The sequence below is a fragment of the Streptomyces sp. AM25 genome, assembly GCF_058146165.1.
In genome coordinates, this window is record NZ_JBKIWN010000003.1 from 408,220 (window position 1) to 434,409 (window position 26,190).

Genomic DNA, 26,190 nt, shown 5'->3' on the forward strand with positions numbered 1-26,190 from the left:
GAACACGGTCGAGCAAGGTATGTCTGGATTCAATCGCCGGTTCATCCCGTGCATGCGGATGTGTTCAGCAAACGACGTGGAGTAGTGACCCATCGGCAGGCAGTAACAGAGTGTCCGTCAGCAGTGCGGCTGCCACGCACAATGCGCCGTCGAGCGGACCGCCCGCGGCGGCCGTCAGCCGGGCGCCGGGCAGTTGCTCGTGCAATTCCCGGCGTACCGGGGCGAGCAGTGGTTCACCGATGCCGAACAGCCCGCCGGTGAGCGCCACTTGGTGCACCGCAGGCTCCTTCGCGGGGTCATCCGCTGCGAGAGGGCAGGCTGCTGCGGCGGCCTCGGCGATGTGCCGTGCGGCGGACCGCAGGATGTCCGCCGCGACCTCGTCGGCAGCGGCGCACCGGGCGACCTCGGGGGCGAAGGAGGCGAGCACGGCCGGACGGTCGGCGCGCGGATAGAGCTGTCCGGGCAGCCCGGCTGTCGGCCCGAAGACCGCTTCGAGCCGTTCCAGCAGCGCGGCCGAACCGCCCGCGCGCCCGTCGTGCGCGCGCAGCGCCGCCTCCAGCCCGGCGCGCCCGATCCAGGCACCGCTCCCGCAGTCGCCCAGCAGGTGTCCCCACCCGTCGGCGCGCCGCCAGCCGCCCGCGGGGGACAGGTCGGTGCCCAGCGCCACGATGCCGGTGCCCGCGGCGACCACGACGCCCGGACGCTGTCCGAGCGCCCCGGCATAGGCGGTCACGGCGTCGGAGGCCAGGGCGAGCCGGCGCACGCCCAGCGCCTCCCGCAGCGCGCCGGGAAGGACGGCGCGGAGGTCGGTCCCGAGCGTCGACATCCCGGAGGCGCCCACGCACACGGCCTCGCAGCGCTCGGCCCCTGCCGCGCGCAGCAGTTCACGGGCAGCGGGCAGCACCCCGTCGAGAAGGCTGCACGCGTCGATGCCCCGGGCGCCGGTGACGGCGGGCTCCGCGGACGTGCGGACCCAGGTGCCCCCGGCCGGGAGAGGAGCGCCCCCGTCGGCGGAGGCCAGGGTGACGCGGAGGCCCGAGCCGCCCGAGTCGACCCCCAGGACGAGACCGCGCCGCGCTGCGGAGCTGCTCATGACGGTCGCCCCGCCCTACGGGAGCTGCCAGTTCACCGGAGCCGCGCCCTGGCCGACCAGGAGGTCGTTGACCCGGCTGAACGGCCGGGAGCCGAAGAAGCCGCGGTCGGCGGACATGGGGGAGGGATGCGCCGACTCGACGCAGGGCACGCCGCCCAGCAGCGGGCGCAGATTGCGGGCGTCACGGCCCCACAGCACGGCCACCATCGGCTTGCCCCGGCCGACCAGCGCCCGGATCGCCTGCTCCGTGACCTCCTCCCAGCCCTTGCCGCGGTGCGCAGCGGGCTTGCGCGGGGCGGTGGTCAGCGCCCTGTTGAGCAGCAGCACGCCCTGCTGCGTCCACGGCGTGAGGTCGCCGTTGGACGGGCGGGGGAGTCCCAGGTCCGCGTTGAGCTCGCGGAATATGTTCTCCAGGCTGCCCGGCAGGGGCCGGACGTCCGGGGCGACGGAGAAGCTCAGCCCCACGGCGTGGCCGGGCGTGGGATACGGGTCCTGTCCGACGATCAGGACCCGTACCTCGTCGAACGGTTGCTGGAACGCGCGCAGGACGTTGGCGCCCGACGGCAGATAGGTGCGCCCCGCCGCGATTTCGGCCCGCAGGAAGTCGCCCATCGCGGCGACCCGCCCGGCCACCGGTTCGAGTGCCTCGGCCCAGCCCGGTTCGACGATCTCCTTCAACGGCCGTGCAGCCACAGCTGCTGCCCCTCCCTGCCCGAGCGGATCTGAACGATTGCGCATTCCTGCGCAGGGTTCAGGATCGTACGCGAGCGGGAGGCGGGGCTCATATCGTCCGGGGCGGGATCCGGGCGGGGCCGCGGGCCGACACGCCCGGCAGGTTCATCCGAAAGGGTGCTCAGCGGGCCCTGGCGTACTGGCGGGGTGCGCGCAGGTCGCCGCCGAGCGCCCCGGCGGCCCGCTGTGCCCAGAACGGGTCGCGCAGCAGCTCGCGGCCCAGCAGCACGGCGTCGGCCGCGCCCTCGGCGACGATCTTCTCGGCCTGCTGCGGTTCGGTGATCAGTCCGGCGACGGCGACCGGCAGCCCGGTCTCGTCCTTCACCCGCTGTGCGAACGGCACCTGGTAGCCAGGGCCGACGGGGATGCGCGCGTCGGGGGCGAGGCCGCCGGTGGAGACGTCGAGGAGGTCCACGCCGTGGGCGCGGAGCTCGCGGGCGAGGCGCACGGTGTCGTCGCCCGTCCAGCCCTCGCGGCCGTCCTCGGGGTTCTCCGTGAGCCAGTCGGTCGCGGAGATGCGGAAGAACACCGGCAGTTCGTCGGGCCACACCGCGCGGACGGCGTCCACGACCTCCAGCGCGAAGCGGGCGCGGTTCTCGAAGGAGCCGCCGTACTCGTCGGTGCGGTGGTTGCTGTGCGGCGAGAGGAATTCGTTGATCAGGTAGCCGTGGGCGCCGTGCACCTCGACGACCTCGAACCCGGCCGCCAGGGCGCGCCGTGCCGCGGCGGCGAACTGCCCCACGATCCCCTTGATCTGATTGACCGTCAGCTCGTCGGGGACGGGGTGGTCGTCCCGGAACGCCAGCGGGCTGGGGGCGAGCGTGCGCCAGCCCTCCTCCGGTTCCACGGGCCCGCCGCCGTTCCAGGGGGCCTCGGTGGCCGCCTTGCGCCCGGCGTGCGCTATCTGGATGCCGGGAACGGTGCCCTGCTGCTTCAGGAACGCCGTGATGCGCCGCAGCGCGTCGGCCTGGGTGTCGTTCCACAGCCCCAGGTCCGCGGGGCTGATCCGGCCCTCGGGGCTGACGGCGGTGGCCTCGACGAGGATCAGTCCGGTGCCGCCGGCGGCACGCGCGGCGTAGTGCGCGAAGTGCCAGTCGTTCGCCACGCCCGTGCCGGGGCCGGAGGCCTCGGCCGAGTACTGGCACATCGGCGCCATCCAGGCGCGGTGGGGGAAGGTCAGCGACCGGAGGGTCAGGGGGTGGAACAGTGCGCTCACGGCAGGCTCCGTTTCGGGTCTCGCCTGCGGGCAGGCGGGCTTCGTCCTGGCTCGTACGATAGTCATCGTAGTACGTGAGGTGTCAAACTACGATGGCTCTCGTACAATGGATCCTCCGGAATCCCCGGGCCGTCGCCGTCGCATCCCGAGGAGAGCCGCCGTGCAGAACCCGACCAGTCGCTCCCTCGAGCACCCCGGCCGCGAAGCGATCCGGCTGGAGGGCGTGCTGCACGCCCTGTCCGACCCCCTGCGTCTGGGGATCGTGTGCGCACTGGCGGGCGGCGACCGCGAGCAGTCCTGTTCGGTGTTCGACCTGCCCATCAGCAAGTCCACCACCACGCACCACTTCCGCGTGCTCCGGGAGAACGGGGTGATCCGGCAGATCTACCGGGGCACCGCGAAGATGAACTCCCTGCGCCGGGACGACCTGGACGAGCTCTTCCCCGGCCTCCTCGACAGCGTCCTCACCGCCGCCGCCCACCAGGCCGGCCGGCTCGGCGCGGCCGGCTGACGCGCCGTCGCACGTGGTCGGGTCAGCGGCCGCCCCGCGCCGCGGCGAGCAGACCGGCCCAGTCCGGGATCTTCACCGTTCCGCGGCCCAGCCGCTGTCCGAGCGCCGCCTCCGCCGCCTCGATCCCCAGCCAGCCCGGCCACTCCACCGGCTCCTGCCCCGCGGCCCGCAGCGCCGCCTGCGCATCGCCCGACGGCCGGCGGGCCAGCAGCGCCTCGGCATCGGCGAGCAGGGACGCGACCGTCTCCTTGGCGCAGGGCCGGTTGGTGCCGATCACTCCCGTCGGGCCGCGCTTGATCCAGCCCGCGACGTACTCGCCCGGCGCGGGCGCCCCGTCCCGCAGCACCCGGCCCTCCACGTGCGGCACCGTCCCGTTCCGCGCGTCGAAGGGCAGGCCCGGGACCGGCACCCCGCGGTACCCCACGGACCGGAGCACGAGCTGCGCCCCGATCTCCTCGAAGCGCCCGGTCCCCACGACGCCGCCGGTCCCGTCCGGCTCGGTCCGCTCGAAGCGCACCGCCTCCACCGCCCGGTCCCCGAGCAGGGCGACGGGGCGCAGGAAGAACCGGAGCCGGATCCGGCGCCCCTGCTCCTGTTCCGGCCGTCCGGCCCAGCCCCGCAGGACCGTCACGTTGCGCCGGGCGGCCGACGGCAGCCCGGACGGGTCGGCCCACGCCGGGTCCAGCGCCGCCTCCTCGTCCCGCACGAGGGCCTGAACCCCCGTCAGCCCGCCCAGCTCGCGCAGCTCCTTGGTGGTGAACTTCGCCTGCGCGGGACCGCGCCGGCCCACCATGTGGACGTCCGCGACCCGGCTGCCGGCCAGGGCCGCGAGCGCCGGGTCCGGCACGTCCGTGGCCCGCAGTTCGTCCGCACCGCGCGCCAGCAGCCGGGCCACGTCCACGGCCACGTTCCCGACGCCGATCACCACGGCCGACCGGGCGCCCAGGCCGAACCCGCCGGGCGCGGCGTCGGGGTGGGCGCTGTACCAGGAGACGAACTCCGTGGCCGAGAAGCTCCCCGGCAGGTCCTCGCCGGGGATCCCCAGCCGGCGGTCGGCCGCCGCGCCCACGCAGTAGACCACCGCGTGGTAGAGCTCCAGCAGCCGCCGCGGCGCCAGCGCCCCGGGCTCCTCGCCCACCCGCACGTTGCCCAGGAACGTGACGCCGGGGTGCTCCAGGGCCGTCCGGAGCGTGTTCTGCAGCGACTTGATCTTCTCGTGGTCGGGTGCGACCCCGTAGCGCACCAGCCCGTACGGGCAGGGCAGCCGGTCCAGCACGTCCACGGTCACCCCGGGGACGGACTGCTGCTGCACGAGGGCCTGGGCGGTGAAGACGCCGCTCGGGCCCGAACCGACGACTGCGACGCGAAGCACGGAAGGTCTCCTTCCAGCAGGTGCGTCCAGGATCGCACCGGGAGCAGGGTCGCGTCAGGGGCACACGCGGCTCAGCCGCCCGTGGTGCGCGGCCGCTCCCCCGGAGGAACGCCGAGCTCCCAGGCGAGCCCGTACCGCTGGAACAGCTCGGCCCGCAGCAGCTCCAGGGGCATCGGCGCCCCCGGCAGCAGCACCCCCACCACCGCTCCCATCAGCAGGGCACGCAGTATCCGGTAGTCGGACTCCGGGTCCGCCGAGCCGTACCCGGCCACGGTCTCGCGCAGCAGGGACGCCAGCCGCTGCTGCTCGGGGCACTGGATGAACCCCTCGGCCTGGAGGAGGCCCGCCATATGGGTGCGCATCAGCAGCGGCCGGTCCCGGGCGAGCCCCAGGATCACGTCGATGGCCCGGGCCAGCAGCTCGCGCCCGTCCTCGGTGCGCGGCTCGCGCTCCAGCCCGGCCGCCAGCTCCCGGTGCATCAGCCGGTGCACCGCGGACTGCAGCAACTGCGCCTTGCCCGGGAAGTAGTACGAGACCAGGCCGCGCGCCGCGCCGGCCCGGTCGGCGATGTCCGCGAGGGTCGTCGCCTCGTAGCCGCGCTCGGTGACCAGTTCGACGGTCGCCTGCAGCAGCCGTTCGCGAGAACGGCGGCGCAACTCCTCGTTGACCGCTGCGCTGCGCGGGGACATGCGGATAACTCCTGCGTTGACTGGCTCCGGGCCAATATACTCAGCGGGTAACCGGTTGTCCTTGCCGGGGGCGGGGAAGGACCGGAAGGGCCGTCGGTTTCGGGTGGCGCGGGGGACCACCCGAAACCGACGGTTTCCGCTTGTCTCCTCCGGCGCCTCAGCAGGCCGCCCGGAGGTGCTGCTCCGCAGCGTGCCACTCGGCCAGCAGCTCCTCGTAGACCTTGCGCTCGGCCCTGGTGAGGGCACGGCCTCCGCGCGCCGTGAGGAAGGCGCGGATCACGCGGTTGATCTCCTCGGGGGTCCGCTGGGCGGGGCTCGGAGTGGGCGGCATGAGCTCAGGCTACGAGCGGAAGCGGGCAAAATGCCGCCGCTGCGGCCTGCTTCGCGGAATGCTCATCAAATGGTCATGAAGCCGGAACGGGCCGGGGATCCGGACGTTCCGATTCCGGGGACGCCCCCGGGAACGCCTCGGAGTCACGGCGCGACGGCGCCCTTGGCGGGCCGCCTGCGCCAGGCCACCGCGACCGCCGCCACGCCCGTCACGGCGAGGAAGGCCATGGCGGCCAGGAAGGCCGGCGAAGTGGGCGCCGCCGCGTGGCTGCCCGCGACGACGTAGGCGGCGGTCGTCGGGATGCTGCCGGCGGCGGTCGCCAGGAGGAAGGGCAGCCAGCCCATCCGGGACACCGACGCGCAGTAGTTCGCGGCGGCGAACGGGATCCCGGGAAGCATCCGCAGGACCAGCATCGAGCGGAAGCCGTGCAGGCTCAGCTGCCGGTCCGCCGCCGTCAGCCAGCGGCCGCGCAGCAGGGGACGCAGGGCCTCCTGGCCCAGCAGGCGCCCCAGGCCGAAGGAGACGGCCGAGCCCAGCACGGTGCCCGCCACCGCGGCGGCGGTGCCGGCCGGTCCGCCGAAGAGGGCGCCCGCGGCGACGTTGAGCACGGGGCGCGGCACGAACGCCGCGGTGCACAGCCCGTATGCGGCCGCGAACAGCACGACCGCCGGGCCGCCGGACATCCGCTCCGGCCACCCCTCGGCGAGCAGCCGCTCCGGGCGGCAGGCGAGCACGATCGCCACGGCGGCCGAGAGCAGGGCGACGAGCAGCCCGAGGCGGAACCACGGGGACGTCAGCGCACGGGTGCAGCGCTCGGCGGGGCCGGAGGGCGGCGCGGCGGGATCGGGCATCGAAGGAGCGTAACCGACGCGGTGCGGGGACGGACCGAAGTCGGCGAAGGGCGTACACCCCCGCCTCGTGCCCGGTATAAGCCGCTGTATGAGCCGCTGCGTACAAGCGTCCCCCGCTGATATATCCACGTGCCCCCGGACGGGCACCGGCCTACAGTGCAGACATGGAAGAGCGGTGGGGAGGGGCGCTCGAAAGGGCCGACCAGATGGCGCTGTTCGTCGCGGCGGAGCGCCGGGCGAGGCTTGCGCTGCGGCAGGGACATCTGGAGAAGGTGCTCACCGCTCAACAGCTCAAGGTAGTCGTCCGGCACATGGTGCAGACGTGGCTGGACGGTTTCGCGGCCGGCTCGGCGGTGCACGGCACGGGCGGTGAGCCGCCCTGACGTCCTGACGGACAATGGGGGAGTGGACGAACCGATACCCGTGACGCGCGACGTGGACTGGGGCACCGCCAAGCTGATGCCCGACGTGGACCGGGCCCGGGCCTGGCTGCTGACCGTGAACGGCGCACCCCAGTCGTACGTCGACCTGGACGACCCCACGCACCTCGAGTTCGAGTACGCGCAGCGCATCGCGCACGTCCTGGACACGGCGGCCGAGCCGGGCCGGCCGCTCGACGTGCTGCACCTGGGCGGCGGTGCCCTCACCCTGCCCCGCTACGCCGCCGCCACCCGCCCGGGCTCCCGGCAGCGGGTCGTCGAGGCGGACCGCGGGCTGATCGCCCTGGTCGGCGAGCACCTTCCGCTGCCGGACGGGGCCGGGACCGAGGTGCTCGCGGCGGACGCCCGCGAGGCGCTGGAGGCCTCGCCGGGCGCGTCCGCCGACGTCGTCGTCGCGGACGTCTTCGGCGGGTCGCGGGTGCCTGCGCACCTCACCTCGGTCGAGTACGCGCACACCGCGGCGCGCGTCCTGCGCCCCGGGGGCCGCTACGCGGCCAACCTCGCCGACGGGGCGCCGTTCACCTTCCTGCGCGCCCAAGTGGCCACCTTCGCGGCCGTCTTCGCGCACGTGTGCCTGATCGCGGAGGCCCCGATGCTGCGCGGGCGCCGCTTCGGCAACGCCGTTCTCGTCGCGTCGCACACCGAACTGCCGCTGGACTCTCTGGCCCGCCGGGCCGCGGGCGACGCCTTTCCCGCGCGGGTCGAGCACGGTGCCGCGCTGGCCCGGTTCGCCGCCGGGGCGGCGGTCGTGCACGACGCGGACGCGGTGCAGTCGCCCGAACCGCCGGGCGGCGCGTTCAGCGTGGGCTGAGACGGCCCCGGCGGTCCGGGCGTGCGGTCAGGGGGACTTGAGCGGGCGGAGCGTGCTCATGATCTTCTTGGCGGTGTCGTCGGACACCTCGCCGTCGATCCCGGTGTCGGCGTAGAGCACCCAGGTCGCGAGGTCGCCGCTGGTGTCCTTGTAGGTCACCGTGAAGGTCTTGCCGTCCGTCATGCACTTGTCGGTCTTCTTCACGTCGGTCACCTTGGCCGAGGCCGTGGAACCGGTGATGCCCTGATCGTTCTTGAAGGGCGTGGCCTTGGTGGTCTCCAGGTGGCCCGACTGCTTGCGGTCGAAGGCGGCGATCGCCCAGTTGCCCGCCTCGGTCTCGGCGGCCTCCTCCATGCTCTTGGCGCCCTGCGCACCCTTGGTGCCGGCGCCGCCCCGCGAGTCGTTCTTCGCGCACTGGTCGGGCTTGTAGTACGCGGTCCCGCTCATCGTGACCAGCGGCTGGCCCTTGTCGTCGGCGAAACCGGTGGACAGGCCCGGCGGGTTGACCGTCCAGTCCGGGGGGATGTCGAAGGCGTCGTGCCGCTTGCTGTTGACGACGGTCTTCCACCCGTCGATCACCGGCTTGACCTCGCCGCCGGCCCGCGGGTTGTCCTCGGGGGCGCTGGGGGCGCCGGTGCTCCGGTTCTGCGCCGATGCCGGGGCCGAGGCGGACGGGGTGGAGCCGCCCTTCGCCGCGTCCTCCTTCTTCTCGTCGTCGCCCAGGACGACCAGGCCGGTCACCGCGGCCGCCGCGACCACGGCCAGCGCCGCCGAGATCGCGATCCACGTCGTGCGCTTGCCGCCGTTCTTCTGCGGCGGCTGCGGTCCGGGTGCGGCCGGGGCCGCCCACTGGCCGGCGGGCGGCTGCTGGTAGGGGTTCGGCTGCTGGTACGGATTGGGTTGCTGCGGATAACCCGGCTGCTGGTACGGGTTGGGTCCCTGCGGGTTCTGCTCGCCCCCGGGCGGCTGCTGTCCTGGCCACATGGCGGATAACCATAGAGGGCGCCGTCCATGGCCGTGATCGACGGCCCTTCCCCACAGATGCTACTGACTGGTAACTTGCCTCTCATGTCAGAGACCCTGCCCTCGATCGGCGACATGCTCACGGCCACCGTGCCCATGGCCCGCACCCTCGGCCTCGTCTTCGAGGAGACCACCCCGGAGCGCGCCGTCGTCCGGCTGCCCGACCGGCCCGACTACCACAACCACGTCGGCGGTCCGCACGCCGGCGCGATGTTCACCCTCGCCGAGTCCGCGAGCGGCGCCATCGTCCTCGCGGCCTTCGGGGACCAGCTCTCCCGGGCCGTGCCGCTGGCCGTGCGCGCCGAGATCGGCTACAAGAAGCTCGCCATGGGCCCGGTCACCGCGACCGCCGAGCTGGGCCGCCCGGCCGCCGAGGTCGTCGCCGAGCTGGACGCGGGGCAGCGCCCGGAGTTCCCGGTCCGGATCTCGATCACCCGCGAGGACGGCGCGGAGACGGGCGAGATGACCGTGGTGTGGACGCTCCGCCCGAACGCTCCGGAGAAGCAGGCCCCGGAGAAGTAGGCCCCGCGCGTCAACCAACGGGCTCCTGGTCGAGTCTTTACCTCCAGTAGGCTTCCCGGCGTGCGTCCGCTCGGCGCACGCCGGGAAGCAGTTCGTCAACCGGGGAGGAACCGGCGTTGCACATCCAGGAGTGGCTCGAATCAGTACCGGCGGTCGCCGTCTACCTCCTGGTGGGCGGGGTCATCGGGCTGGAAAGCCTGGGCATTCCGCTTCCCGGTGAGATCGTCCTCGTCAGCGCCACGCTGTTGGCCGCCTCCCAGGACCACATCAATCCGTACGTCCTGGGCGGCTGCGCCATCGCGGGCGCCATCATCGGCGACTCCATCGGCTATCTGATCGGGCGCAAGGGCGGCAAGCCGCTGCTCGACTGGCTCGGCCGGAAGTTCCCCAAGCACTTCGGCCCGCACCACGTGGCCACGGCCGAGAAGGCCTTCACGAAGTGGGGCATGTGGGCCGTCTTCGTCGGCCGCTTCATCGCGCTGCTGCGCATCTTCGCCGGCCCGCTGGCGGGCGTGCTGAAGATGCCGTACTGGAAGTTCCTCATCGCCAACGTGCTCGGCGGCATCGTCTGGGCCGGCGGTACGGTCGCGCTCATCTACACCGTGGGCAAGGTCGCAGAGCAGTGGATCGGCAGGTTCTCCTGGATCGGCCTGGTGGTCGCCGTCCTCTTCGGCGCCGGCTCGTTCGTCGTCATGCGGATCAAGGCGAAGAAGGCCGCCAAGGCCGCCGAGCAGGAGCCCGCCGAGACCGCGTCCGTCGCGACGGTCGACTGAGGGGGGCGGCAGTGACCGATAGTGCGCTGACCCTGGGTATCGGCGGCAAGCAGCCGGACGTCGATCCGGCGGCCTTCGCCGCGCCCACCTCCGTCCTCGTCGGCGACGTGACGCTCGCCGCGGGTGCGAGCGTCTGGTACCACGCGGTGCTGCGCGCCGACTGCGGGCCCATCGTGATCGGTGCCGACAGCAACATCCAGGACAACTGCACGGTGCACGTCGACCCGGGCTTCCCGGTGAGCGTCGGCGAGCGCGTGACCGTCGGCCACAATGCGGTGCTGCACGGCTGCACCGTGGAGGACGACGTGCTCGTGGGCATGGGCGCGACCGTCCTCAACGGCGCCAGGATCGGCGCCGGTTCGCTCGTCGCCGCCCAGGCGCTGGTCCCCCAGGGAATGGACGTCCCGCCCGGCTCCCTGGTCGCCGGGGTGCCGGCCAAGGTCCGGCGCGCGCTGACCGTGGAGGAGCGGGAGCATGTCCGGGCCAACGCTGCGGCGTACCTGGAGCTGGCGAAGGCCCACAGCGAGGCTGTCGGGGGCTAGGTGCCCCGTTGGAAGGGCAGTGTGTTGACTGCGGGCTCGTCGTGGCTGGTCGCGCCGTTCCTCGCGCCCCTTCGGGGCGCGATCACGCACCGCGTGGGGTGAAGATCACAGGACCGTGCGCGGCCCCGTTCCTGCCCTGCTGAGTACCGTGAGCGGGTGCCGAAGAACAAGAACGCGTTCTCGTTGGGGGCCTGGCGGCGCCGGGCCGTCTCCCGTGCGGTCCACCACGGCTGGCGCTGGATCCAGCAGGCCGGTTCGGTGACCGCAGAGCGGCCGGGGCCGTACCGTTTCCGCCGCATCGGCACCGGGACCCGGCTCGCCTTCCCGCTCGGCACGGTCTTCGGCGAGGGCTGGATCGAGCTGGGCGACCACTGCATCGTCGGGGAACAGGTCACCCTCACCGCGGGCATGGTGCCGGGGCTCGACCTCGGCCCGGACCCGGTGCTGCGGCTCGGCAACGGCGTCGTGCTCGGCCGGGGCAGCCATGTGATCGCCTCGCAGCCGGTCACCTTCGGCAACGACGTCTTCTGCGGGCCGTACGTCTACGTCACCAGCGACAACCACTCCTACGAGGACCCCGACCAGCCCATCGGGCGGCAGTGGCCGCGGAGTTCGCCCGTCTCCATAGGCTCGGGCAGCTGGCTGGGGGCCGGGGCCGTGATCCTGCCGGGCGCCCGGCTCGGGCGGAACGTCGTGGTGGCGGCGGGGGCCGTGGTGCGTGGCGAGGTGCCGGACCACTCGGTGGTGGCCGGGGTGCCGGCGAAGGTGGTGCGGCGGTGGGACGCGGTGCACGGCTGGGAGCCGCCGCTCCGGGCGGCGGGGCCGCCGACCCTCGCGGAGCTGGGGGAGGGCGCGGGGTAGCCGCGCCCCGGGCGGATCAGCCCGTCGCCAGCAGGACCGTTCCCACCAGTGCCAGCCCCGCCCCCGCCGCCTGCAGCGTCTGCATGCGCTCGCGCAGGACGCCGCGCGCCGCCAGGGCTGTGACCACGGGGTAGAGGGATGCCAGCACGGCCGCCACCGTCACCGGGCCGCTGTGGGCGGCGAGGTTGTACGTGCCGTTGGCCGCCACGTCCGCGAGGCCGATGAAGGCGAGCGCCGGCAGTGAGGAGCGGATCACGCTCCAGCCGCCGGAGGGCAGTGCGGGAGCACCGCGGCGGGAGGAGACCAGGAGGACGGTCCCGCCGACCGCCACGTTGCACACGCGCTGGACGAACAGGGCGAGGAACAGGCCGGTCATGGTGGTCGACGCCTCGGCGATCAGCGCCATGACCGAGCCGAAGCCGAACGCGGCCACCAGCGTGAGCACCAGGGTCTGCCGCTGCACGGGCGCCCCGCCCAGCCCCGGACCGCTGGCCAGGACGACGCCGGCGATCGCGACCGCGATGCCCGCGAACTGCAGCACCCCGGGCCGTTCGCCGAGGACGAGACCGACGCCGACCGGCACCGCCACGCCGCCGAGCGCGCCCAGCGGCGAGACGACGCCCATCGGGCCGAGGGCCAGGGCACGGTAGAAGCAGAGCAGGGCCGCCGTGCCCACGACGCCCGCGGCCGCGGCGCACCACAGCCGGGGGCCGGCCTCGGACCAGGCGCCGGTGGCGATGACGATCGTGCCGAGGGCACCCACGGCCAGCAGCTGGGAGACGAGCACCACGGTGAGGGCCGGCATCCGCCGGGTGAGGAGTCCGCCGCCGAAGTCGGCCAGGCCCCACATGAGGGCGGTGGCCAGGGCGAAGACCGGAGTCATGGAGCAGTACCTCGCAGTACAGTGTGGTGGACGGTTGCGTGCACCACGCTGTAGTGCAATTGATTAGACTATTTAATCAAATAAATTGGACGGAACAGACCGGACCGTGACGGACCTCGACAAGCTCACGCAGTCGCTCGCCCGTAATCTCAAGCGCTGGCGCAGCGAGCGCCGCCTCACTCTCGACGCCCTGGCGGCGCGCTCCGGGGTCAGCCGCGGCATGATCATCCAGATCGAGCAGGCCCGGACGAACCCCAGCGTCGGTACCACGGTCAAGCTCGCCGACGCACTGGGCGTCAGCATCACCACCCTGCTGGAGCGCGAGCAGGAGGGGCGGGTGCGGATCGTCCCGCCGCAGGAGGCCACGCGCATGTGGTCCAGCGAGGCCGGCAGCCACCACACGCTGCTGGTGGGCACCCAGGTCCGCGGCCCGATGGAGCTGTGGGACTGGCACGTCGAGCCGGGCGACGCCAGCACCTCGGACCCCCACCCGCCCGGCACGGTGGAGCTGCTCCGCGTCACGGCCGGCGAGCTCACCCTCGTCGTGGACGGCGAGGAGTTCCGCCTGCCCGCCGGCACCGCGGCCGCCTTCGAGTCGGACGTCCCGCACGGCTACCGCAACGACGGCGACCGGCCGGTGGAGCTGACCATGGCCGTGGCCATCCCGCCCGTGGGCGGCAGTTGAGGCCGTTGAGGCTGTTAGCGTGGCGCACATGCGCACGCCGATGGAGGCCTTCGACGACGTCCGGCCCGCCGTGAAGTGCCTGGACCTGCTGGTCCCGCCGGTGGCCGACGCCCTGCGCGGCTGGACCGGCCCGGTCCCCGCCGAGGACCTGCTGTACGTGGACACCGAGCCCGAGCGCGCCGACACGTCCGTGCTCGCGGAGACTTACGGGCCGTGGCTGCTGGACCTCTCCGCCAACTGCGTCGTCGTCGCGGCCAGGCGCGGCGGCGAGGTCACCCTCGCCGCCTGCATGGTCCTCGGCCACACCCGGGCCGACGTCAACGGTGTCGTCCGCCGCCATCTCGGCGCCCGCAAGGCCTCGTTCGCGCCCATGGACACCGTGCTCGAGGCGACCGGCATGGAGTACGGGGGCATCACGCCCCTCGGACTGCCCGCAGGGTGGCCGGTTCTGGTCGATCCGGCCGTGGCCGGCAGCCCGCACGTCATCGTCGGCAGCGGCAGCCGCCGCGGCAAGCTCATCGTGCCGGGCGAGGCCCTCGCGGAGCTGCCCGGTGCGACGGTCCTCGCCGGGCTGGCCGTCTGAGCCTCAGCGCAGGCGGGGGATCTCGATCGCCGGGCAGCGGTCCATCACCATCAGCAGGCCCGCCGCGCGCGTCCGTTCGTACGCGTCCTCGTCGATCACCCCCAGCTGGAACCACACCGCCTTCGCGCCGATCGCCACGGCCTCGTCCGCGACGGCGCCCGCCAGCTCGGAGTTGACGAAGACGTCGACCACGTCGACGTCGAAGGGGATCTCGCTCAGTGAGGCGTACCCCTGCTCCCCGTGCACCGTCTCCGCTTTCGGGTGCACCGGCACGACGCGCTTGCCGTGGCGCTGCAGCACCTCCGCGACGCGGAACGCCGCGCGCTGCTCGTTGGAGGACAGACCGACCACGGCCCAGGTGTCGCCCGTGCCTTCGATGATCTTGCGGATGATCCCCGCCTCTGCGTACATGATCGGCTCAACCACGGCCGCTGCCGGACCATTCCCGGGTCCGGCATAGGCTGGCGGGATGGCCGAGGCATACCGGACAGTCGCGCGCGAGGGCGTGCACGAGATCGAGATCAGCAAGTCGCGCTTCATCTGTGCGCTCGCGCCCGTCGCGACCGAGGAGGAGGCGCAGGCGTTCGTCGCCCGCATCCGCAAGGAGCACCCCACCGCCCGGCACCACTGCTGGGCCTACGTCCTCGGCGCGGACGGCTCCGTGCAGAAGGCGAGCGACGACGGGGAGCCCGGCGGCACCGCGGGAGTGCCGATGCTGCAGATGCTCGTGCGGCGCGAGATGCGGTACGTCGTCGCCGTCGTCACCCGCTACTTCGGCGGCATCAAGCTCGGCGCGGGCGGGCTGATCCGCGCCTACGGCGGGGTCGTCGGCGAGGCCCTCGACACCCTCGGGACGGTCACCCGCCGCCGCTACCGGCTGGCCGCCGTCACCGTCGACCACCAGCGGGCCGGAAAGCTGGAGAACGAACTGCGGGCCACGGGGCGGGCGGTGCGCGAGGTGATCTACGGGGCCGGAGTGCGCATCGAGATCGGGTTGCCCGAGGCGGACGTGGAGACCTTCCGGGCCTGGCTCGCGGACGCCACCGCGGGCACCGCGGAATTCGAGCTCGGCGGCGAGGCGTACGGGGACGTCTGAGACACTGGTGCACTCGGCGATGCGGAGGGAACGGAGCGGCATGCGGGGCGGAGCCCACCGGTGAGGAACCTGTGAGAATTCTGCACACCTCGGACTGGCACCTGGGCCGGTCCTTCCACCGCATCGGCCTGCTGGACGCCCAGCGGGAGTTCATCGACCACCTCGTGCGCACCGCCCGCGACGAGCACGCGGACGTCGTGCTCGTCGCCGGGGACGTCTACGACCGCGCCGTGCCGCCGCTCGCCGCCGTCGAGCTGTTCGACGAGGCCCTGCACCGGCTCGCGGACCTCGGCGTGCCCACCGTCATGATCTCCGGCAACCACGACTCGCCCCGCCGGCTCGGCGTCGGTTCCGGGCTCATCGAGCGCGCCGGGATCCACCTGCGCACCGACCCCGCCGGGTGCGGCACCCCCGTCGTCCTCGCCGACGCCCACGGCGACGTCGCCTTCTACGGGCTGCCCTACCTCGAACCCGCCCTCGTGCGGGACGCACTGGGCGCCGAGAAGCCCGGGCACGCCGCCGTGCTCGGCGCCGCCATGGACCGGGTGCGCGCCGACCTGGCCGGCCGGCCCGCCGGGACCCGGTCCGTCGTGCTCGCGCACGCCTTCGTCGCCGGGGGCGCGCCCAGCGACAGCGAGCGGGACATCACCGTCGGCGGCGTCGCCGCCGTGGCCCCCGAGATCTTCGACGGCGTCGACTACGTGGCGCTCGGCCACCTCCACGGCTGCCAGACCCTCACCGAGCGCGTGCGCTACTCCGGTTCGCCGCTCGCCTACTCCTTCTCCGAGGCCGCCCACCGCAAGACCGTGTGGCTGATCGACCTCGACGCGACCGGCGCCGTCACCGGCGAACGCGTCGACTGCCCCGTGCCGCGCCCGCTCGCCCGGATCCGCGGCCGCCTCGACGCACTGCTCGACGACCCGGCACTCGCGGCGCACGAGGACGCCTGGGTCGAGGCCACCCTCACCGACCCGGTGCGCCCCCAGGAGCCCATGGCGCGCCTCGCCCGCCGCTTCCCCCACGTGGTGAGCCTCGTCCTCGACCCCGAGCGGGAGTCCGAGGACCCGCTCGCCTCCTACGCGCAGCGGCTGCGCGGCCGCAGCGACCAGGAGATCGCGGAGGACTTCGTGGCCCACGTGCGCGGCGGCCTGGGACCCGACGACACCGAACGGGCCGTGCTCACCGCCGCGCTCGACTCCGTACGGCTGGACGGGACCGAGACCCTCGGCGAGGCCGCCCGATGAGGCTGCACCGGCTCACCGTCACCGCCTTCGGGCCGTTCGGCGGCACCCAGCACGTCGACTTCGACGCCCTGTCGGCCGCCGGGCTGTTCCTGCTGCACGGCCCCACCGGCGCGGGCAAGACCTCCGTCCTCGACGCGGTCTGCTACGCCCTCTACGGCAGCGTGCCCGGCGCCCGTCAGGGCAGCGGGCTGAGCCTGCGCAGCGACCACGCCGCCGCGGACCTGCCCACCGAGGTGACGCTCGAACTCACCGTCGGCGGACGGCGGTTGGAGATCACCCGGCGTCCCGAGCAGCTGCGCCCCAAGAAGAAGGGCACCGGCTTCACACGCGAGAAGCCTTACAGCGCGCTGCGCGAGAACGACGGCGGGGAGTGGAAGGGCCTCAGTCGCTCGCACCAGGAGATCGGCGAGGAGATCACCCAGCTCCTCGGCATGAGCCGTGAACAGTTCTGCCAGGTGGTGCTGCTGCCGCAGGGCGACTTCGCCCGCTTCCTGCGTGCCGAGGACACCGCCCGCAGCCGGCTGCTGGGCCGGCTCTTCGACACGGGCCGCTTCGCAGCGGTGGAGAACCACCTCGCGGAGCGCCGCCGTGCCGCGGAGGCGCGTGTCCGCGTGGGGGACGAGCAACTGCTCGCCCTGGCCCACCGGATGCGCCAGGCCGCGGCGGACCGGTCCCTGCCGGAGGTCGGCACACCGGCGCCCTCCCGGGCAGGGGAGCCGGCTCGTGCCGGGGCTGCGCCGTCCGGCGGCGGGTCGTCCGTGGCCGGTCGCGCAGTTCCCCGCGCCCCTTTCGGGGCGCAGGGAACCGGGACCTTCAGCGGTCCGCGCCCCGAAGGGGCGCGGGGAACTGCGCGAGCGACCACGACGCGCCCGCAGTCGACCGCGGGTGGCGATGGCGGGTCGGTCGGAGCCGCCCGCCCCGCCGGCGCGGTGCCGGCGCCCCGTTCCCCCGAGGGGCCCCTCGGGCCCGGTGACCCCGGGCTCGTCGAGGTCATTCTCGAGTGGGCGGCACTGGCACGGGCGAACGCCCGCGAGGAGCGCGACATCGCCGGCCTCGCCCTGCGCGCCGCCGAGAAGGACCATCGTGGTACGCACGAGCGTGCCGAGGAGGCGCGTGATCTGGCGCGCCTGCAGCGCCGGTACGACGCGGCCCGGCAGCGGGCCGCCGGGCTCGCGGAGCAGCGCGGGGAACTGGAGCCGGTGCGTGGGCGGTTGACGGCGGCGCGAGCCGCCGAGGCGGTTGCTCCCGCGCTGGAGCTGCGCGACGAGGCCGGGCGGGCCCACCGGGCCGCCGCCGTGGCCGAGTCGGCGGCACGCCACCGGCTGCCCGAGGGGCACCGCGATGCGGGCGGCGAGCAACTCGCCGCCCTGGAGCGCAGGTTCCGCGAGGAACTCGGGTCGCTCACGGCCGCACGCCGCGCCGAGCAGCGGGCCGCCACGGCCACCGCGGAGGCCGCCCGGCTGGACCGCGAGGCGCGGGCCGACGAAGAGGCCGTCACCGAGGCGGCTTCCTGGCTCGCCGACTGGGACGGCCGGCGGCACGCCCTCCGGCAGCGGGTCGACGCGGCCCAGGACGCGGCCGCACGGGCCGAACAGCTCGGAGGCCGCACCGGGCCCGCCCGGGAACGGCTCGACGCCGCCCGGCACCGGGACACGCTCACCGGCGAGGCCGACGGGGCCGAGGCCCGGCTGCTGCACGCCCGCGAGCAGGCCGCCGCCGCGCGCGAGCACTGGCTGGAACTCAAGGACCGCCGCCTGCGCGGCATCGCCGCCGAACTCGCCGCCGGACTGGAGCCCGGCGCCCCGTGCGCCGTGTGCGGCGCCACCGAACACCCCGCCCCCGCCCGCGCGGCGGCCGAGCACCCGGACCGCGCGGCCGAGGAGGCCGCACTGCACGCCTCCCAGGCGGCCGAAGCGCGCCGCGACGAGGCCGCACGGCAGGTGCAGACGCTGCGCGAGGCCCTCGCCGCCGCGACCGCCACCGCGGGCACGGCCCCCACCGGCCAATTGGCCGAAGAAGCCGCCGCGTTGGAGCGGTCCCTCGCGGAGGCGCAGGCCGCAGCCGCGGACCTGCACACCGCACGGGAGGCGCTGGCCGGTGCCGAGCGCGAGTACGAGCGCCGCCGTCACGAGCAGCAGGACGCCCGGCTGCGCATCGCCGCCCGCACCTCCCACCGCGAAGACCTGGACCGCGAACTCCACTCCCTGGAAGAGGAGTTGACGCAGGCGCGCGGAGGCGAGGAGAGCGTGGAGCGCCGTGCGGCGCTGCTGGAGCAGCAGCTCGGCCGCCTCGCCGAGGCGGCCGAGGCCGTGCGCGGCGCGGACGCTGCTGCGGGCCGCCTCAAGGAGGCCGACGACCGGCTCGCCGACGCCGCCTACCGTGCCGGGTTCGACACCCCCGGCCAGGCGGCCGACGCCCTGCTGGAGGCGGTCGAGCAGCGACGGTTGCAGGAGCGCCTCGACCGATGGCAGAGCGAAGAGGCCGCCGTCGCCGCCGAGTTGGCCGACGCGAGCCTCGCGGCCGCCGCCGCGCGGCCCCCTGCCGACCCCGCAGCCGCCCAGGCCGCCGCGGACGCGGCGACCCGCAGGCTGCAGGCCGCCGCCGCCGAGGACGCCGCAGCCCGCACCCGCTGCGCGGAACTGGACCGGCTCTCCCGCCGGGCCGCGGCCGACGCCGTGCGGCTCGCCCCGCTGCGCGAGGAGCACCACCGCGTCGCGGGCCTCGCCGCGCTCGCCGCGGGCACCTCGGCCCGCAACGAGCGCAAGATGCGCCTGGAGTCCTACGTCCTGGCCGCCCGCCTCGAACAGGTCGCGGCCGCCGCGACCGTACGCCTGCAGCGCATGTCCGGCGGCCGCTACACGCTCGTGCACTCGGACGCCCGGGCCGGCGGCCGTGGCCGCTCGGGGCTGGGCCTGCACGTCGTCGACGCCTGGACGGGCAGCGCGCGCGACACCGCGACCCTCTCCGGTGGGGAGACCTTCTTCGCCTCGCTCGCCCTCGCGCTCGGTCTCGCCGACGTCGTCACCGAGGAGGCGGGCGGCACCCGCCTGGACACCCTCTTCATCGACGAGGGCTTCGGCACCCTGGACGAGCAGACCCTCGACGAGGTGCTCGACGTCCTGGACTCGCTGCGCGAACGGGACCGCACGGTAGGCATCGTCAGCCACGTCGCCGACCTGCGGCAGCGCATCCCCGCGCAACTGCAGGTCGTCAAGGGCCGGTCGGGCTCGGCCGTGCGGCATCGCACGGCCGAACCCTCCTGACGCAGCGCTCCTGACGGCCCGTCAGAGCACCGACAGCTCCGCCACCAGATCGTCCAGCCCCAGCGAGCCCTGCGACAGCGCCGCCATGTGCCAGGCCTTGGCATCGAAGCCGGCACCCCGCGCCGTGCGCGCCGCCTCCCGGCCCGCCAGCCACGCCCGCTCGCCCAGCTTGTAGCCGATGGCCTGGGCGGGCATCCCCTGGTAGCGGACCAGCTCGCTGTCGACGAAGGCGGCCGGGCGGCCGCTGTGCAGGCCGAAGAACTCCCGCGCCAGCTGCGGCGTCCAGCGCTCGCCCGGGTGGAAGGGGGAGTGGGCGGGGATCTCCAGCTCCAGGTGCATGCCGATGTCGACGATCACCCGTGTCGAGCGCATCATCTGGGCGTCCAGATAGCCCAGCCGGCGCTCGGGGTCGGTGAGGAAGCCCAGTTCGTCCATCAGCCGCTCCGCATACAGCGCCCAGCCCTCGCAGTTGGCACTCACCAGGCCGATCGTGGCCTGGTAGCGGGAGAGGCTGCCGGCCATGTGCACCCACTGCGCCAGCTGCAGGTGATGGCCGGGGACGCCCTCGTGGTACCAGGTGGAGACCAGGTCGTACACCGGGAAGCGGGTGTCGCCCATGGTGGGCAGCCACGTGCGGCCCGGCCGGGAGAAGTCCTCCGACGGCGGGCTGTAGTACGGGGCCGCCGCACCGCCGGGCGGGGCGATGCGCGACTCCACGCGCCGTACCCGCTCGGCCAGTTCGAAGTGGGTGCCGTCGAGCGCGTCGATCGCCTCGTCCATCAGCTCCTGGAGCCAGACGCGCACCTCCTCGACGCCCTCGATGTGACGGCCGTGGACGTCGAGGTGGGCCAGCGCCTCCCACGGGGTCCGCGCGTCCGGCAGGATCCTCGCCGCCTCGGTGCGCATCTCGCCGAGGAGCCGGTGGTATTCGGACCAGCCGTACGCGTACGCCTCGTCCAGGTCGAGGTCGGTGCCGTTCCAGTAGCGCGACCAGCGGGCGTAGCGCTCGCGGCCGACGACGTCCGGGGCGCCCTCGACGGACGGGGCGTAGACGTCGCGCAGCCAGTCGCGCAGGGCGGCGAGGCCGCCGGTGGCGGTGGCGGCGGCCTTGTCCAGCTCGGAGCGCAGCTGCTCCGGGCCCGCGGCGGTGAAGTCGCCGAACCAGCCGTTCCCGGTGCCGATCCACTCGTCCAACTGCCCGAGCACGGTGCTCACCTGGCACGGGCCGCCCGGCAGCCCGCGGCGGATCCCCTCGGCGAGCGAGGCCCGGTAGCCCTCCAGCGCGGCCGGCACGGCCTGCAGTCGCGCGGCGACCGCCGCCCAGTCGTCGGCGGTGCCGGTGGGCATCATGGTGAAGACTTCGCGCACCGCGTGCAGGGGCGAGTGGATGTTGCTGACGGCGCGCAGCGGCTCCCCGGCCTCGTGCACAGCGAGTTCGGCGGTCAGCCGCTCGCGCAGCAGCCGGGCGCACCGCCGCTCGACACCGCTGTCGGCCCCCGGCTGTGCCCCGGCCTCGGCGAGGGCCTTGAGCGTCGTACGGGCCAGATCGGCCGCCTCCTGCTGCCCGTCGGGCGAGAAGTCGGGGAGCCGCCCGGCGGACTCCGCCGTTCCGAGGTAGGTGCCGGTGATGGGGTCGAGGGCCACGGCCGCGTCGACGTGGGTGTCGGCGACCTGGCGGGGCAGCGGGCTACTCGTGGTCTTCGGCATGCGCACATCCTCGTACGCGACGTGCGTCCGTGTCAGGGGGATTTGCTCTGGGCGGACTCCCGTGCGGGGACGCCCCCGGCCGTGCGGGCGGGCGCCAGGCGGGCCGTGGCGACGAGGGTGCCCTCCTCGATCTGGTAGTCCAGCGGCAGCCCGAGGGCCCGCATGGCCGCGACCATGCCGGTGTTGGAGGCGGTGGTGACGGCGTAGACGCGGGCGCAGCCGGCCTCCGTGGCCATGGCCACGAGCCGGCCCAGGAGTTCGCCGCCGACGCCGCGCCGCTGCCACGCGTCCTCGACGAGCAGGGCGACCTCGGTCTCGTCGCCGTCCCACAGCAGGTGTCCCAGCGCGACGAGCCGGCCGGACGCGGTGTACGCGGCCAGGGTGCGGCCGAAGCGCGGGCCGAGCAGGTGCCGCAGGTAGCGGTCGGCGTCGTCGACGGGCCCGTGGTAGCGGCGGGCGAGCGTGGCGGTGGAGCAGCGCTCGTGCATCGCGCGCGCGGCGTCGAGGTCGCCCAGGTCGGCGCGGCGGACGGTGATCTCGTTGCCCTCGGGCAGGGTCAGCACGTCGCTGCGCGCGGGCATCCGCGGGCCGAGCCGGGTGTCGAGCTCGACCAGGGCCCGGGCGCGGGCGAACTCGGTGGGCGTGAACGGAAGATGGGGCCGCTCGATGGTGATCGTCCCGCCGGCCGGGTCGCGCAGCCGCATCACCGCGCCCTCCCACGTCCCCTCCTCCGGCACCGGGTCGGTCTCCGCCGCCCGCAGCGGTACCGAGCGGATGGTGCAGCGGCCCAGCAACTGCCGAAGGGCGAGGGGCAGTTCGGCCGGGTCGAGGGCGGTGCGGGTGGCGAGGCCGAGCACCCGGGTGGGGGCGTCCACCAGGTCGTGGGCGTCCGCCCGCTCCAGCCAGGTTTCGCTGCCGCCGCCGTTGGCGGCCGCCCGGGTCAGGTCGGCGGGGGCGAGCACGGCGGGGGCGCGCAGCAGGAGTTCGTCGACGGTGCCCTCGGCGAGGGGGTGGGTCTGCAGGGCCAGGATGTCGACCCGGTGCCCGGCCAGCGCCCGGCACAGCGCGGCCAGGCTGCCGGGCTCGTCGCGCACGGTCGTCCGCATGCGCCACAGCGCGGTGTCGCCCGCCTCGGCGGGTGCGGGGCGGGCGGCGGGCGACGGGGCGTTCGTGCCGTCGCCCGGCGGGGCGTGCCCGCGGCGGCGGGACCACCAGGTGTGGAAGCCGGCCGTGGCCAGCAGGGCGGCGGCCGAGCCCACGAGCAGGGCCGGGCCGTCGGGGCCGTGGACGACCGTGTCGGCGACGGAGTCGGCGGCCGCCACCGCCGTGAACAGGGCCGCGATCTCGGCGAGGTCGCGGCGCCAGTGGTGGCGGGGGCGGTGCTTCGCGGGAGTCTCGTCGGTCATGCGTCCACCCTGGCCGAGCGGTGTTGCGTGATCACGAACGCTCTGTGTCCGCCGGGTAAAGGGACGCGTCCTCGCGTTTCCATCCACTAAAAGTGGCTTTTTGCGGAATTCACGCCCGGCCCGTCCGGGACCACAGGTCCTTCAGCGCGTCCTCCACGCCGCGGTGGAAGGTCGGGTAGGCGAAGATCATGTGCCGCAGGGTCTCCACCGGCACCTCGGCCTGGACCGCCACCGCGAGACCGTACAGCACCTCGCCGCCCACCGGGCCCATCGTCGTCGCCCCGACGAGCACGCCCCGGCCGCTGTCCTCGACCAGCTTGACCAGGCCCTCGTTGCCCGCCTTGTGGATCCAGCCGCGCGCCGACTCCGGCACGCGCGAGCGGCCCGTGCGCACCGGAAGCCCCTTGTCGCGGGCCTGCCGCTCGGTCAGGCCCACCGCCCCGATCTCCGGGTCGGTGAAGGTCACCCGGGGCAGTGCCCGGTAGTCCGCGTCGGGGCCCGGGTCGCCGAGCACGCTGCGGATCGCGATCTCGGCCTCGTACATCGCGACGTGCGTGAACGCCCCGTGCCCGGTCACGTCGCCGACGCCCCACAGCCCCGGTGCGGCCAGCATCCGCCCGTCGGTCCTCAGCGAGCGGGCCGACGGGTCGAGGCCCACCGTCTCCAGGCCCAGGGCGGAGAGGTCCGCCGTGCGGCCCGTGGCCACGAGCAGTTGACCGCCCGTCAGCTCCTCGCCGTTCTCCAGCACCAGGGTGAAGGCCTCGCCGTCGTGCCGCACCGCCGTCGCCCGCGCGCCCGTCCGCAGTGTCAGGCCCTCGTCGGCCAGGACCTGCGCCAGCAGCTCGCCAGCCTCCGGCTCCTCGGCGGGGACGAGCGCGTCCATCGCCTCGACGACGGTGACGCGGGTGCCGAACCGGGCGTAGACCTGGGCCAGTTCCACGCCGATCGCGCCGCCGCCGAGCACCAGCAGCGAGGCGGGCGGCTCCTTCGCCGCGACGGCGTCCCGGTTGGTCCAGTACGGCACGTCCGCCAGGCCGGGCACCGGCGGGATCTGCGGACGGGAGCCGGTGGCCAGCACCACGCCGATGCGCGCCTCGAAGCTGCCGCCCTCCGGGCCGTCCACCTCGACCCGGCCCGGCCCGGCCAGCCTGCCGCGCCCGCGGACGAGCACGCCGCCCTTGCCGGTGAAGCGGTCCACCGCGACCCGGTCGTCCCAGTCGTCCGTCGCCTCGTCCCGGATCCGGGCCGCCACCGGCGCCCAGTCCGCCGTGACCTGCGTGGTGCCCGCCATGCCGGGCACCCGCCGCGCCTCGGCCAGCAGGTTCCCGGCGCGGATCATCATCTTGCTGGGAATGCAGGCCCAGTAGGGGCACTCGCCGCCGACGAGCTCCGCCTCCACGCCCACGACGCTCAGGCCGGACTCGGCCAGCCGTCCCGCCACGTGCTCGCCGCCCGGTCCCATGCCGATGACGACGACGTCCACCTGTTCGGCCACTGCACCGCACCTCATCCCACGGGAGTCGACTGGGGTGGCCCAGCCTTGCACCGCGGGGCGGCGGCGTCACTGTGCGACGCGCGCCCCGCACCCGGCGCTCAGCGCGAGGTGTCGAGGATGACGCGCGCGACCAGCGCCGGGTCGTCGTTCATGGGGCAGTGCCCGCAGCCCGGCAGCCGGACCAGCCGCGCCGCGGGGATCACCTTCTTGGCCCGCACCCCCTGCCGCCGCAGGAGGACCCGGTCGCGCGTGCCCCAGGCGATGGTGACCGGCACGTCCGGCACGTCGTGGGCGTACAGCAGCGACCGCCCGGCGGCGAGGGTGGCCTCGAAGCCCGTCGCCTCGCGCAGCGCCCGGCTCTCGGCGGCCACGGCGTCCGGCGAACGGCGCCCGGGGCGGGCGTAGATGGCGCTCGTCATGGCCGCCCGGCCGGCTGCGGTACGGGCCAGCCGGATGGCGGTGCCCGGCGGCAGGGACAGGGCCCCGCGCCGCATCGCCTGCAGCACCGTGAAGGCGTAGCGGCGTTCGCCCTCGGTCCAGAAACCGGCGGGGGAGAGTGCCGTGACGGACCGTACGAGCTTCTCGTGCCCGAGCTCCAGGGCGATCAGCCCGCCGAGGGAGTTGCCCGCGACGTGCGGCCGGTCCACGCCCAGCGCCTCGAAGAGGGCGCGCAGCACGGGGACCACGCCCTGCAGGTCGTAGGAGAGGCCCTCCGGCAGGGCGGGGGAGCGTCCGAAGCCCGGCAGGTCCACGGCGATGACGTCGCGCTCGGCGGCGAGAAGGCCCACGACCGGGTCCCAGGCCTGGAGATGGTGGCCGATGCCGTGCAGCAGCACCAGCGGATCGCCGCTGCCGAGCCGTTCGTGCACCACCTGCACGGTCCGCCGCCCGGACGGGGTGGCGACGGGGAAGGAGATCGTCTCGGCCATGGAGCAGCTCCTCTGTCTTCCGCAACGTGTGTGAGACAGGATGTCAGCAACGGTTACCGCGGGGTAGACCCGGGGGCGGCCGGGACGCCCGCGATGAGAGGCGCTTCATGTGGACAACGGCCCCCGGTTCGGATGGGATGGGCCGGTGAACGACCGTGACACCGCACTCGACGCCTTCGAGGAACACCGCTCCACCCTGACCGGGGTGGCCTACCGCATGCTGGGCCGCTTCGCGGACGCGGAGGACGTCGTGCAGGAGGCCTGGCTGCGCTGGTCGCGCGCGGACCGCGACGAGGTCCGCGAACCCCGCGCCTACCTGGTGCGGATCACCACCCGGCTGGCCCTCGACCGGCTGCGCCAGGCGCAGTCCCGGCGCGAGGCCTACGTCGGGCCCTGGCTCCCCGAGCCCGTCACCACCGACTTCGCCGCCGCCGTCCCGGACACCGCCGAGCGGGCCGTGCTCGCCGACTCCGTCTCGCTCGCCCTCCTCGTCGTCCTGGAGTCCCTCTCGCCGCTGGAGCGTGCGGTGTTCGTGCTGCGCGAGGCGTTCGGCTTCCCCTTCCCGGAGATCGCCGCCGCCCTGGAGCGCTCGGAGGCGGCGGTGCGCCAACTCGCCACCCGCGCACGGCGGCACGTCGACGAGCGCCGGCCGCGGTTCGACGTCGACCCGGTGCAACAGCGCGACCTGACCGAGCGGTTCCTCGCCGCGGCCACCGGCGGCAGCCTGGAGAACCTGCTGGCGCTGCTCGCCCCCGACGTCCGGCTCGTCAGCGACGCGGGCGGCAAGGCCAAGGCCGCGCGGCGCGTCATCGAGAGCGCGGACAAGGTGGGCCGCTTCCTCGTCGCCGTCTCGAACCTCCAAGTGCCCGGCCCGGAGCTGCGCTTCGCGGAGGTCAACGGCGTTCCGGCGCTGGTGCTGCTGTCGCAGGGCCGGCCGGACACCGTCTTCAGCCTCGGCATCGCCGACGGGCGGGTCGCGGCGGTTTACATCATGCGCAACCCGGACAAGCTCACCGGGGTGCGGTCATAACGGCCTTGCCCGGTCCGTCACCTCTGCTCCGACAGATGCCCCTGCCGCCCAGCGTGCAGGGGCATTGGTCTTGACCAAGTCTGCACACCGCCCTATGGTCGC

At 74.4% G+C, this 26,190-nt stretch carries 27 protein-coding genes; 13 read left to right on the top strand and 14 right to left on the bottom strand.

Annotation, left to right across the window (positions count from 1 at the left end; translation table 11 throughout):
• Positions 1-64 precede the first annotated feature (64 nt).
• The 3 genes from ACLHRZ_RS05810 to ACLHRZ_RS05820 all read right to left on the bottom strand — a co-directional run bounded on the left by ACLHRZ_RS05810 (position 65) and on the right by ACLHRZ_RS05820 (position 3,041).
• Entirely contained in the window at positions 65-1,093 is a 1,029-nt protein-coding gene (locus ACLHRZ_RS05810) for an N-acetylglucosamine kinase (RefSeq protein WP_490417157.1), read from the bottom strand.
• Between the two features lie 15 nt (positions 1,094-1,108).
• A complete protein-coding gene (locus ACLHRZ_RS05815; protein ID WP_490417158.1) occupies positions 1,109-1,786 on the bottom strand; it encodes a uracil-DNA glycosylase in 678 nt (225 codons plus the stop codon).
• Positions 1,787-1,946: 160 nt separating this feature from the next.
• The gene (locus ACLHRZ_RS05820; protein ID WP_490417159.1) at positions 1,947-3,041 is read right to left on the bottom strand and encodes an NADH:flavin oxidoreductase/NADH oxidase; all 1,095 of its coding nucleotides are present in this window, start codon (positions 3,039-3,041) and stop codon (positions 1,947-1,949) included.
• Positions 3,042-3,201: 160 nt separating this feature from the next.
• Between ACLHRZ_RS05820 and ACLHRZ_RS05825 the strand changes: the two genes are divergently transcribed.
• Entirely contained in the window at positions 3,202-3,552 is a 351-nt protein-coding gene (locus ACLHRZ_RS05825; RefSeq protein ID WP_490417160.1) for an ArsR/SmtB family transcription factor, read from the top strand.
• A 22-nt stretch (positions 3,553-3,574) separates the two neighbouring features.
• Here ACLHRZ_RS05825 and ACLHRZ_RS05830 read toward each other — a convergent pair whose 3' ends face one another.
• The 4 genes from ACLHRZ_RS05830 to ACLHRZ_RS05845 all read right to left on the bottom strand — a co-directional run bounded on the left by ACLHRZ_RS05830 (position 3,575) and on the right by ACLHRZ_RS05845 (position 6,795).
• Positions 3,575-4,924, bottom strand: a complete 1,350-nt coding sequence (locus ACLHRZ_RS05830; RefSeq protein ID WP_490417161.1) for an FAD-dependent oxidoreductase — start codon at positions 4,922-4,924, stop codon at positions 3,575-3,577.
• Between the two features lie 71 nt (positions 4,925-4,995).
• Positions 4,996-5,613, bottom strand: coding sequence for a TetR/AcrR family transcriptional regulator (locus ACLHRZ_RS05835; RefSeq protein ID WP_490417162.1), 618 nt, complete (start codon positions 5,611-5,613; stop codon positions 4,996-4,998).
• A 157-nt stretch (positions 5,614-5,770) separates the two neighbouring features.
• Positions 5,771-5,944, bottom strand: coding sequence for a hypothetical protein (locus ACLHRZ_RS05840; protein ID WP_490417163.1), 174 nt, complete (start codon positions 5,942-5,944; stop codon positions 5,771-5,773).
• A 143-nt stretch (positions 5,945-6,087) separates the two neighbouring features.
• Positions 6,088-6,795 carry a TVP38/TMEM64 family protein gene (locus ACLHRZ_RS05845; RefSeq protein ID WP_490417164.1) on the bottom strand — a complete coding sequence of 236 codons (708 nt, stop codon included), beginning with the start codon at positions 6,793-6,795 and terminating at the stop codon, positions 6,088-6,090.
• A 164-nt stretch (positions 6,796-6,959) separates the two neighbouring features.
• On the opposite strand from ACLHRZ_RS05845, the gene ACLHRZ_RS05850 reads away from it, so the two are divergent.
• Together ACLHRZ_RS05850 and ACLHRZ_RS05855 are read left to right on the top strand one after the other, a co-directional pair.
• Positions 6,960-7,178 (top strand): hypothetical protein, encoded by a 219-nt coding sequence (locus ACLHRZ_RS05850; RefSeq protein ID WP_490417165.1) that lies wholly within the window; start codon positions 6,960-6,962, stop codon positions 7,176-7,178.
• Positions 7,179-7,200: 22 nt separating this feature from the next.
• A complete protein-coding gene (locus tag ACLHRZ_RS05855) occupies positions 7,201-8,046 on the top strand; it encodes a spermidine synthase (protein ID WP_490417166.1) in 846 nt (281 codons plus the stop codon).
• A 27-nt stretch (positions 8,047-8,073) separates the two neighbouring features.
• Here ACLHRZ_RS05855 and ACLHRZ_RS05860 read toward each other — a convergent pair whose 3' ends face one another.
• Positions 8,074-9,030, bottom strand: a complete 957-nt coding sequence (locus ACLHRZ_RS05860) for a DUF8017 domain-containing protein (protein ID WP_490417167.1) — start codon at positions 9,028-9,030, stop codon at positions 8,074-8,076.
• A gap of 84 nt (positions 9,031-9,114) precedes the next feature.
• Between ACLHRZ_RS05860 and ACLHRZ_RS05865 the strand changes: the two genes are divergently transcribed.
• The 4 genes from ACLHRZ_RS05865 (at position 9,115) to ACLHRZ_RS05880 (ending at position 11,767) form a co-directional block, all read left to right on the top strand.
• Complete coding sequence (locus tag ACLHRZ_RS05865) at positions 9,115-9,591, top strand: DUF4442 domain-containing protein (RefSeq protein ID WP_490417168.1); 477 nt, start codon at positions 9,115-9,117, stop codon at positions 9,589-9,591.
• 116 nt (positions 9,592-9,707) lie between these two features.
• Entirely contained in the window at positions 9,708-10,364 is a 657-nt protein-coding gene (locus ACLHRZ_RS05870; protein ID WP_490417169.1) for a DedA family protein, read from the top strand.
• A gap of 11 nt (positions 10,365-10,375) precedes the next feature.
• The gene (locus ACLHRZ_RS05875) at positions 10,376-10,906 is read left to right on the top strand and encodes a gamma carbonic anhydrase family protein (RefSeq protein ID WP_490417170.1); all 531 of its coding nucleotides are present in this window, start codon (positions 10,376-10,378) and stop codon (positions 10,904-10,906) included.
• 156 nt (positions 10,907-11,062) lie between these two features.
• Positions 11,063-11,767: an acyltransferase gene (locus ACLHRZ_RS05880; protein WP_490417171.1), complete on the top strand. Its 705-nt coding sequence runs from the start codon at positions 11,063-11,065 to the stop codon at positions 11,765-11,767.
• A 16-nt stretch (positions 11,768-11,783) separates the two neighbouring features.
• On the opposite strand, the gene ACLHRZ_RS05885 is transcribed toward ACLHRZ_RS05880, so the two are convergent.
• Positions 11,784-12,650 (bottom strand): EamA family transporter, encoded by an 867-nt coding sequence (locus ACLHRZ_RS05885; protein WP_490417172.1) that lies wholly within the window; start codon positions 12,648-12,650, stop codon positions 11,784-11,786.
• 106 nt (positions 12,651-12,756) lie between these two features.
• On the opposite strand from ACLHRZ_RS05885, the gene ACLHRZ_RS05890 reads away from it, so the two are divergent.
• Both ACLHRZ_RS05890 and ACLHRZ_RS05895 read left to right on the top strand, forming a co-directional pair.
• The gene (locus ACLHRZ_RS05890) at positions 12,757-13,335 is read left to right on the top strand and encodes a helix-turn-helix domain-containing protein (protein ID WP_490417173.1); all 579 of its coding nucleotides are present in this window, start codon (positions 12,757-12,759) and stop codon (positions 13,333-13,335) included.
• Positions 13,336-13,363: 28 nt separating this feature from the next.
• A complete protein-coding gene (locus ACLHRZ_RS05895) occupies positions 13,364-13,918 on the top strand; it encodes a YbaK/EbsC family protein (RefSeq protein WP_490417174.1) in 555 nt (184 codons plus the stop codon).
• Between the two features lie 3 nt (positions 13,919-13,921).
• On the opposite strand, the gene ACLHRZ_RS05900 is transcribed toward ACLHRZ_RS05895, so the two are convergent.
• On the bottom strand, positions 13,922-14,329 hold the full coding sequence (locus ACLHRZ_RS05900) for a CoA-binding protein (RefSeq protein WP_490417221.1): 408 nt from the start codon (positions 14,327-14,329) through the stop codon (positions 13,922-13,924).
• Between the two features lie 58 nt (positions 14,330-14,387).
• On the opposite strand from ACLHRZ_RS05900, the gene ACLHRZ_RS05905 reads away from it, so the two are divergent.
• From ACLHRZ_RS05905 to ACLHRZ_RS05915, 3 genes are all read left to right on the top strand, one after another.
• Entirely contained in the window at positions 14,388-15,014 is a 627-nt protein-coding gene (locus tag ACLHRZ_RS05905) for a YigZ family protein (RefSeq protein WP_490417175.1), read from the top strand.
• A 71-nt stretch (positions 15,015-15,085) separates the two neighbouring features.
• Positions 15,086-16,258: an exonuclease SbcCD subunit D gene (locus ACLHRZ_RS05910; RefSeq protein WP_490417176.1), complete on the top strand. Its 1,173-nt coding sequence runs from the start codon at positions 15,086-15,088 to the stop codon at positions 16,256-16,258.
• The gene (locus ACLHRZ_RS05915) at positions 16,255-19,521 is read left to right on the top strand and encodes an AAA family ATPase (RefSeq protein ID WP_490417177.1); all 3,267 of its coding nucleotides are present in this window, start codon (positions 16,255-16,257) and stop codon (positions 19,519-19,521) included. The genes ACLHRZ_RS05910 and ACLHRZ_RS05915 overlap by 4 nt, the downstream gene beginning before the upstream one ends.
• Positions 19,522-19,542: 21 nt before the next feature.
• Here the strand turns inward: ACLHRZ_RS05915 and ACLHRZ_RS05920 are convergent, their stop codons facing one another.
• The 4 genes from ACLHRZ_RS05920 to ACLHRZ_RS05935 form a co-directional block, all read right to left on the bottom strand.
• Entirely contained in the window at positions 19,543-21,228 is a 1,686-nt protein-coding gene (locus tag ACLHRZ_RS05920; protein WP_490417178.1) for a DUF885 domain-containing protein, read from the bottom strand.
• 32 nt (positions 21,229-21,260) lie between these two features.
• Positions 21,261-22,634 carry a GNAT family N-acetyltransferase gene (locus tag ACLHRZ_RS05925; protein WP_490417179.1) on the bottom strand — a complete coding sequence of 458 codons (1,374 nt, stop codon included), beginning with the start codon at positions 22,632-22,634 and terminating at the stop codon, positions 21,261-21,263.
• 109 nt (positions 22,635-22,743) lie between these two features.
• Positions 22,744-24,129: a dihydrolipoyl dehydrogenase family protein gene (locus tag ACLHRZ_RS05930; RefSeq protein WP_490417180.1), complete on the bottom strand. Its 1,386-nt coding sequence runs from the start codon at positions 24,127-24,129 to the stop codon at positions 22,744-22,746.
• A gap of 98 nt (positions 24,130-24,227) precedes the next feature.
• Positions 24,228-25,058: an alpha/beta fold hydrolase gene (locus ACLHRZ_RS05935; RefSeq protein WP_490417181.1), complete on the bottom strand. Its 831-nt coding sequence runs from the start codon at positions 25,056-25,058 to the stop codon at positions 24,228-24,230.
• A 217-nt stretch (positions 25,059-25,275) separates the two neighbouring features.
• Here ACLHRZ_RS05935 and sigJ point away from each other — a divergent pair, with 217 nt between their 5' ends.
• Entirely contained in the window at positions 25,276-26,088 is an 813-nt protein-coding gene (gene sigJ, locus ACLHRZ_RS05940; RefSeq protein WP_490417222.1) for an RNA polymerase sigma factor SigJ, read from the top strand.
• Positions 26,089-26,190 lie beyond the last annotated feature (102 nt).

What these genes read in the sequence shown, in the direction of transcription:
- ACLHRZ_RS05810 (WP_490417157.1), bottom strand. Translation starts at nt 1,093, where the DNA reads ATGAGCAGCTCCGCAGCGCGGCGCGGTCTCGTCCTGGGGGTCGACTCG.
- ACLHRZ_RS05835 (WP_490417162.1), bottom strand. Translation starts at nt 5,613, where the DNA reads ATGTCCCCGCGCAGCGCAGCGGTCAACGAGGAGTTGCGCCGCCGTTCT.
- ACLHRZ_RS05840 (WP_490417163.1), bottom strand. Translation starts at nt 5,944, where the DNA reads ATGCCGCCCACTCCGAGCCCCGCCCAGCGGACCCCCGAGGAGATCAAC.
- ACLHRZ_RS05845 (WP_490417164.1), bottom strand. Translation starts at nt 6,795, where the DNA reads ATGCCCGATCCCGCCGCGCCGCCCTCCGGCCCCGCCGAGCGCTGCACC.
- ACLHRZ_RS05850 (WP_490417165.1), top strand. Translation starts at nt 6,960, where the DNA reads ATGGAAGAGCGGTGGGGAGGGGCGCTCGAAAGGGCCGACCAGATGGCG.
- ACLHRZ_RS05860 (WP_490417167.1), bottom strand. Translation starts at nt 9,030, where the DNA reads ATGTGGCCAGGACAGCAGCCGCCCGGGGGCGAGCAGAACCCGCAGGGA.
- ACLHRZ_RS05865 (WP_490417168.1), top strand. Translation starts at nt 9,115, where the DNA reads ATGTCAGAGACCCTGCCCTCGATCGGCGACATGCTCACGGCCACCGTG.
- ACLHRZ_RS05885 (WP_490417172.1), bottom strand. Translation starts at nt 12,650, where the DNA reads ATGACTCCGGTCTTCGCCCTGGCCACCGCCCTCATGTGGGGCCTGGCC.
- ACLHRZ_RS05895 (WP_490417174.1), top strand. Translation starts at nt 13,364, where the DNA reads ATGCGCACGCCGATGGAGGCCTTCGACGACGTCCGGCCCGCCGTGAAG.
- ACLHRZ_RS05900 (WP_490417221.1), bottom strand. Translation starts at nt 14,329, where the DNA reads ATGTACGCAGAGGCGGGGATCATCCGCAAGATCATCGAAGGCACGGGC.
- ACLHRZ_RS05905 (WP_490417175.1), top strand. Translation starts at nt 14,388, where the DNA reads ATGGCCGAGGCATACCGGACAGTCGCGCGCGAGGGCGTGCACGAGATC.
- ACLHRZ_RS05915 (WP_490417177.1), top strand. Translation starts at nt 16,255, where the DNA reads ATGAGGCTGCACCGGCTCACCGTCACCGCCTTCGGGCCGTTCGGCGGC.
- ACLHRZ_RS05920 (WP_490417178.1), bottom strand. Translation starts at nt 21,228, where the DNA reads ATGCCGAAGACCACGAGTAGCCCGCTGCCCCGCCAGGTCGCCGACACC.
- ACLHRZ_RS05925 (WP_490417179.1), bottom strand. Translation starts at nt 22,634, where the DNA reads ATGACCGACGAGACTCCCGCGAAGCACCGCCCCCGCCACCACTGGCGC.
- ACLHRZ_RS05935 (WP_490417181.1), bottom strand. Translation starts at nt 25,058, where the DNA reads ATGGCCGAGACGATCTCCTTCCCCGTCGCCACCCCGTCCGGGCGGCGG.
- sigJ (WP_490417222.1), top strand. Translation starts at nt 25,276, where the DNA reads ATGCTGGGCCGCTTCGCGGACGCGGAGGACGTCGTGCAGGAGGCCTGG.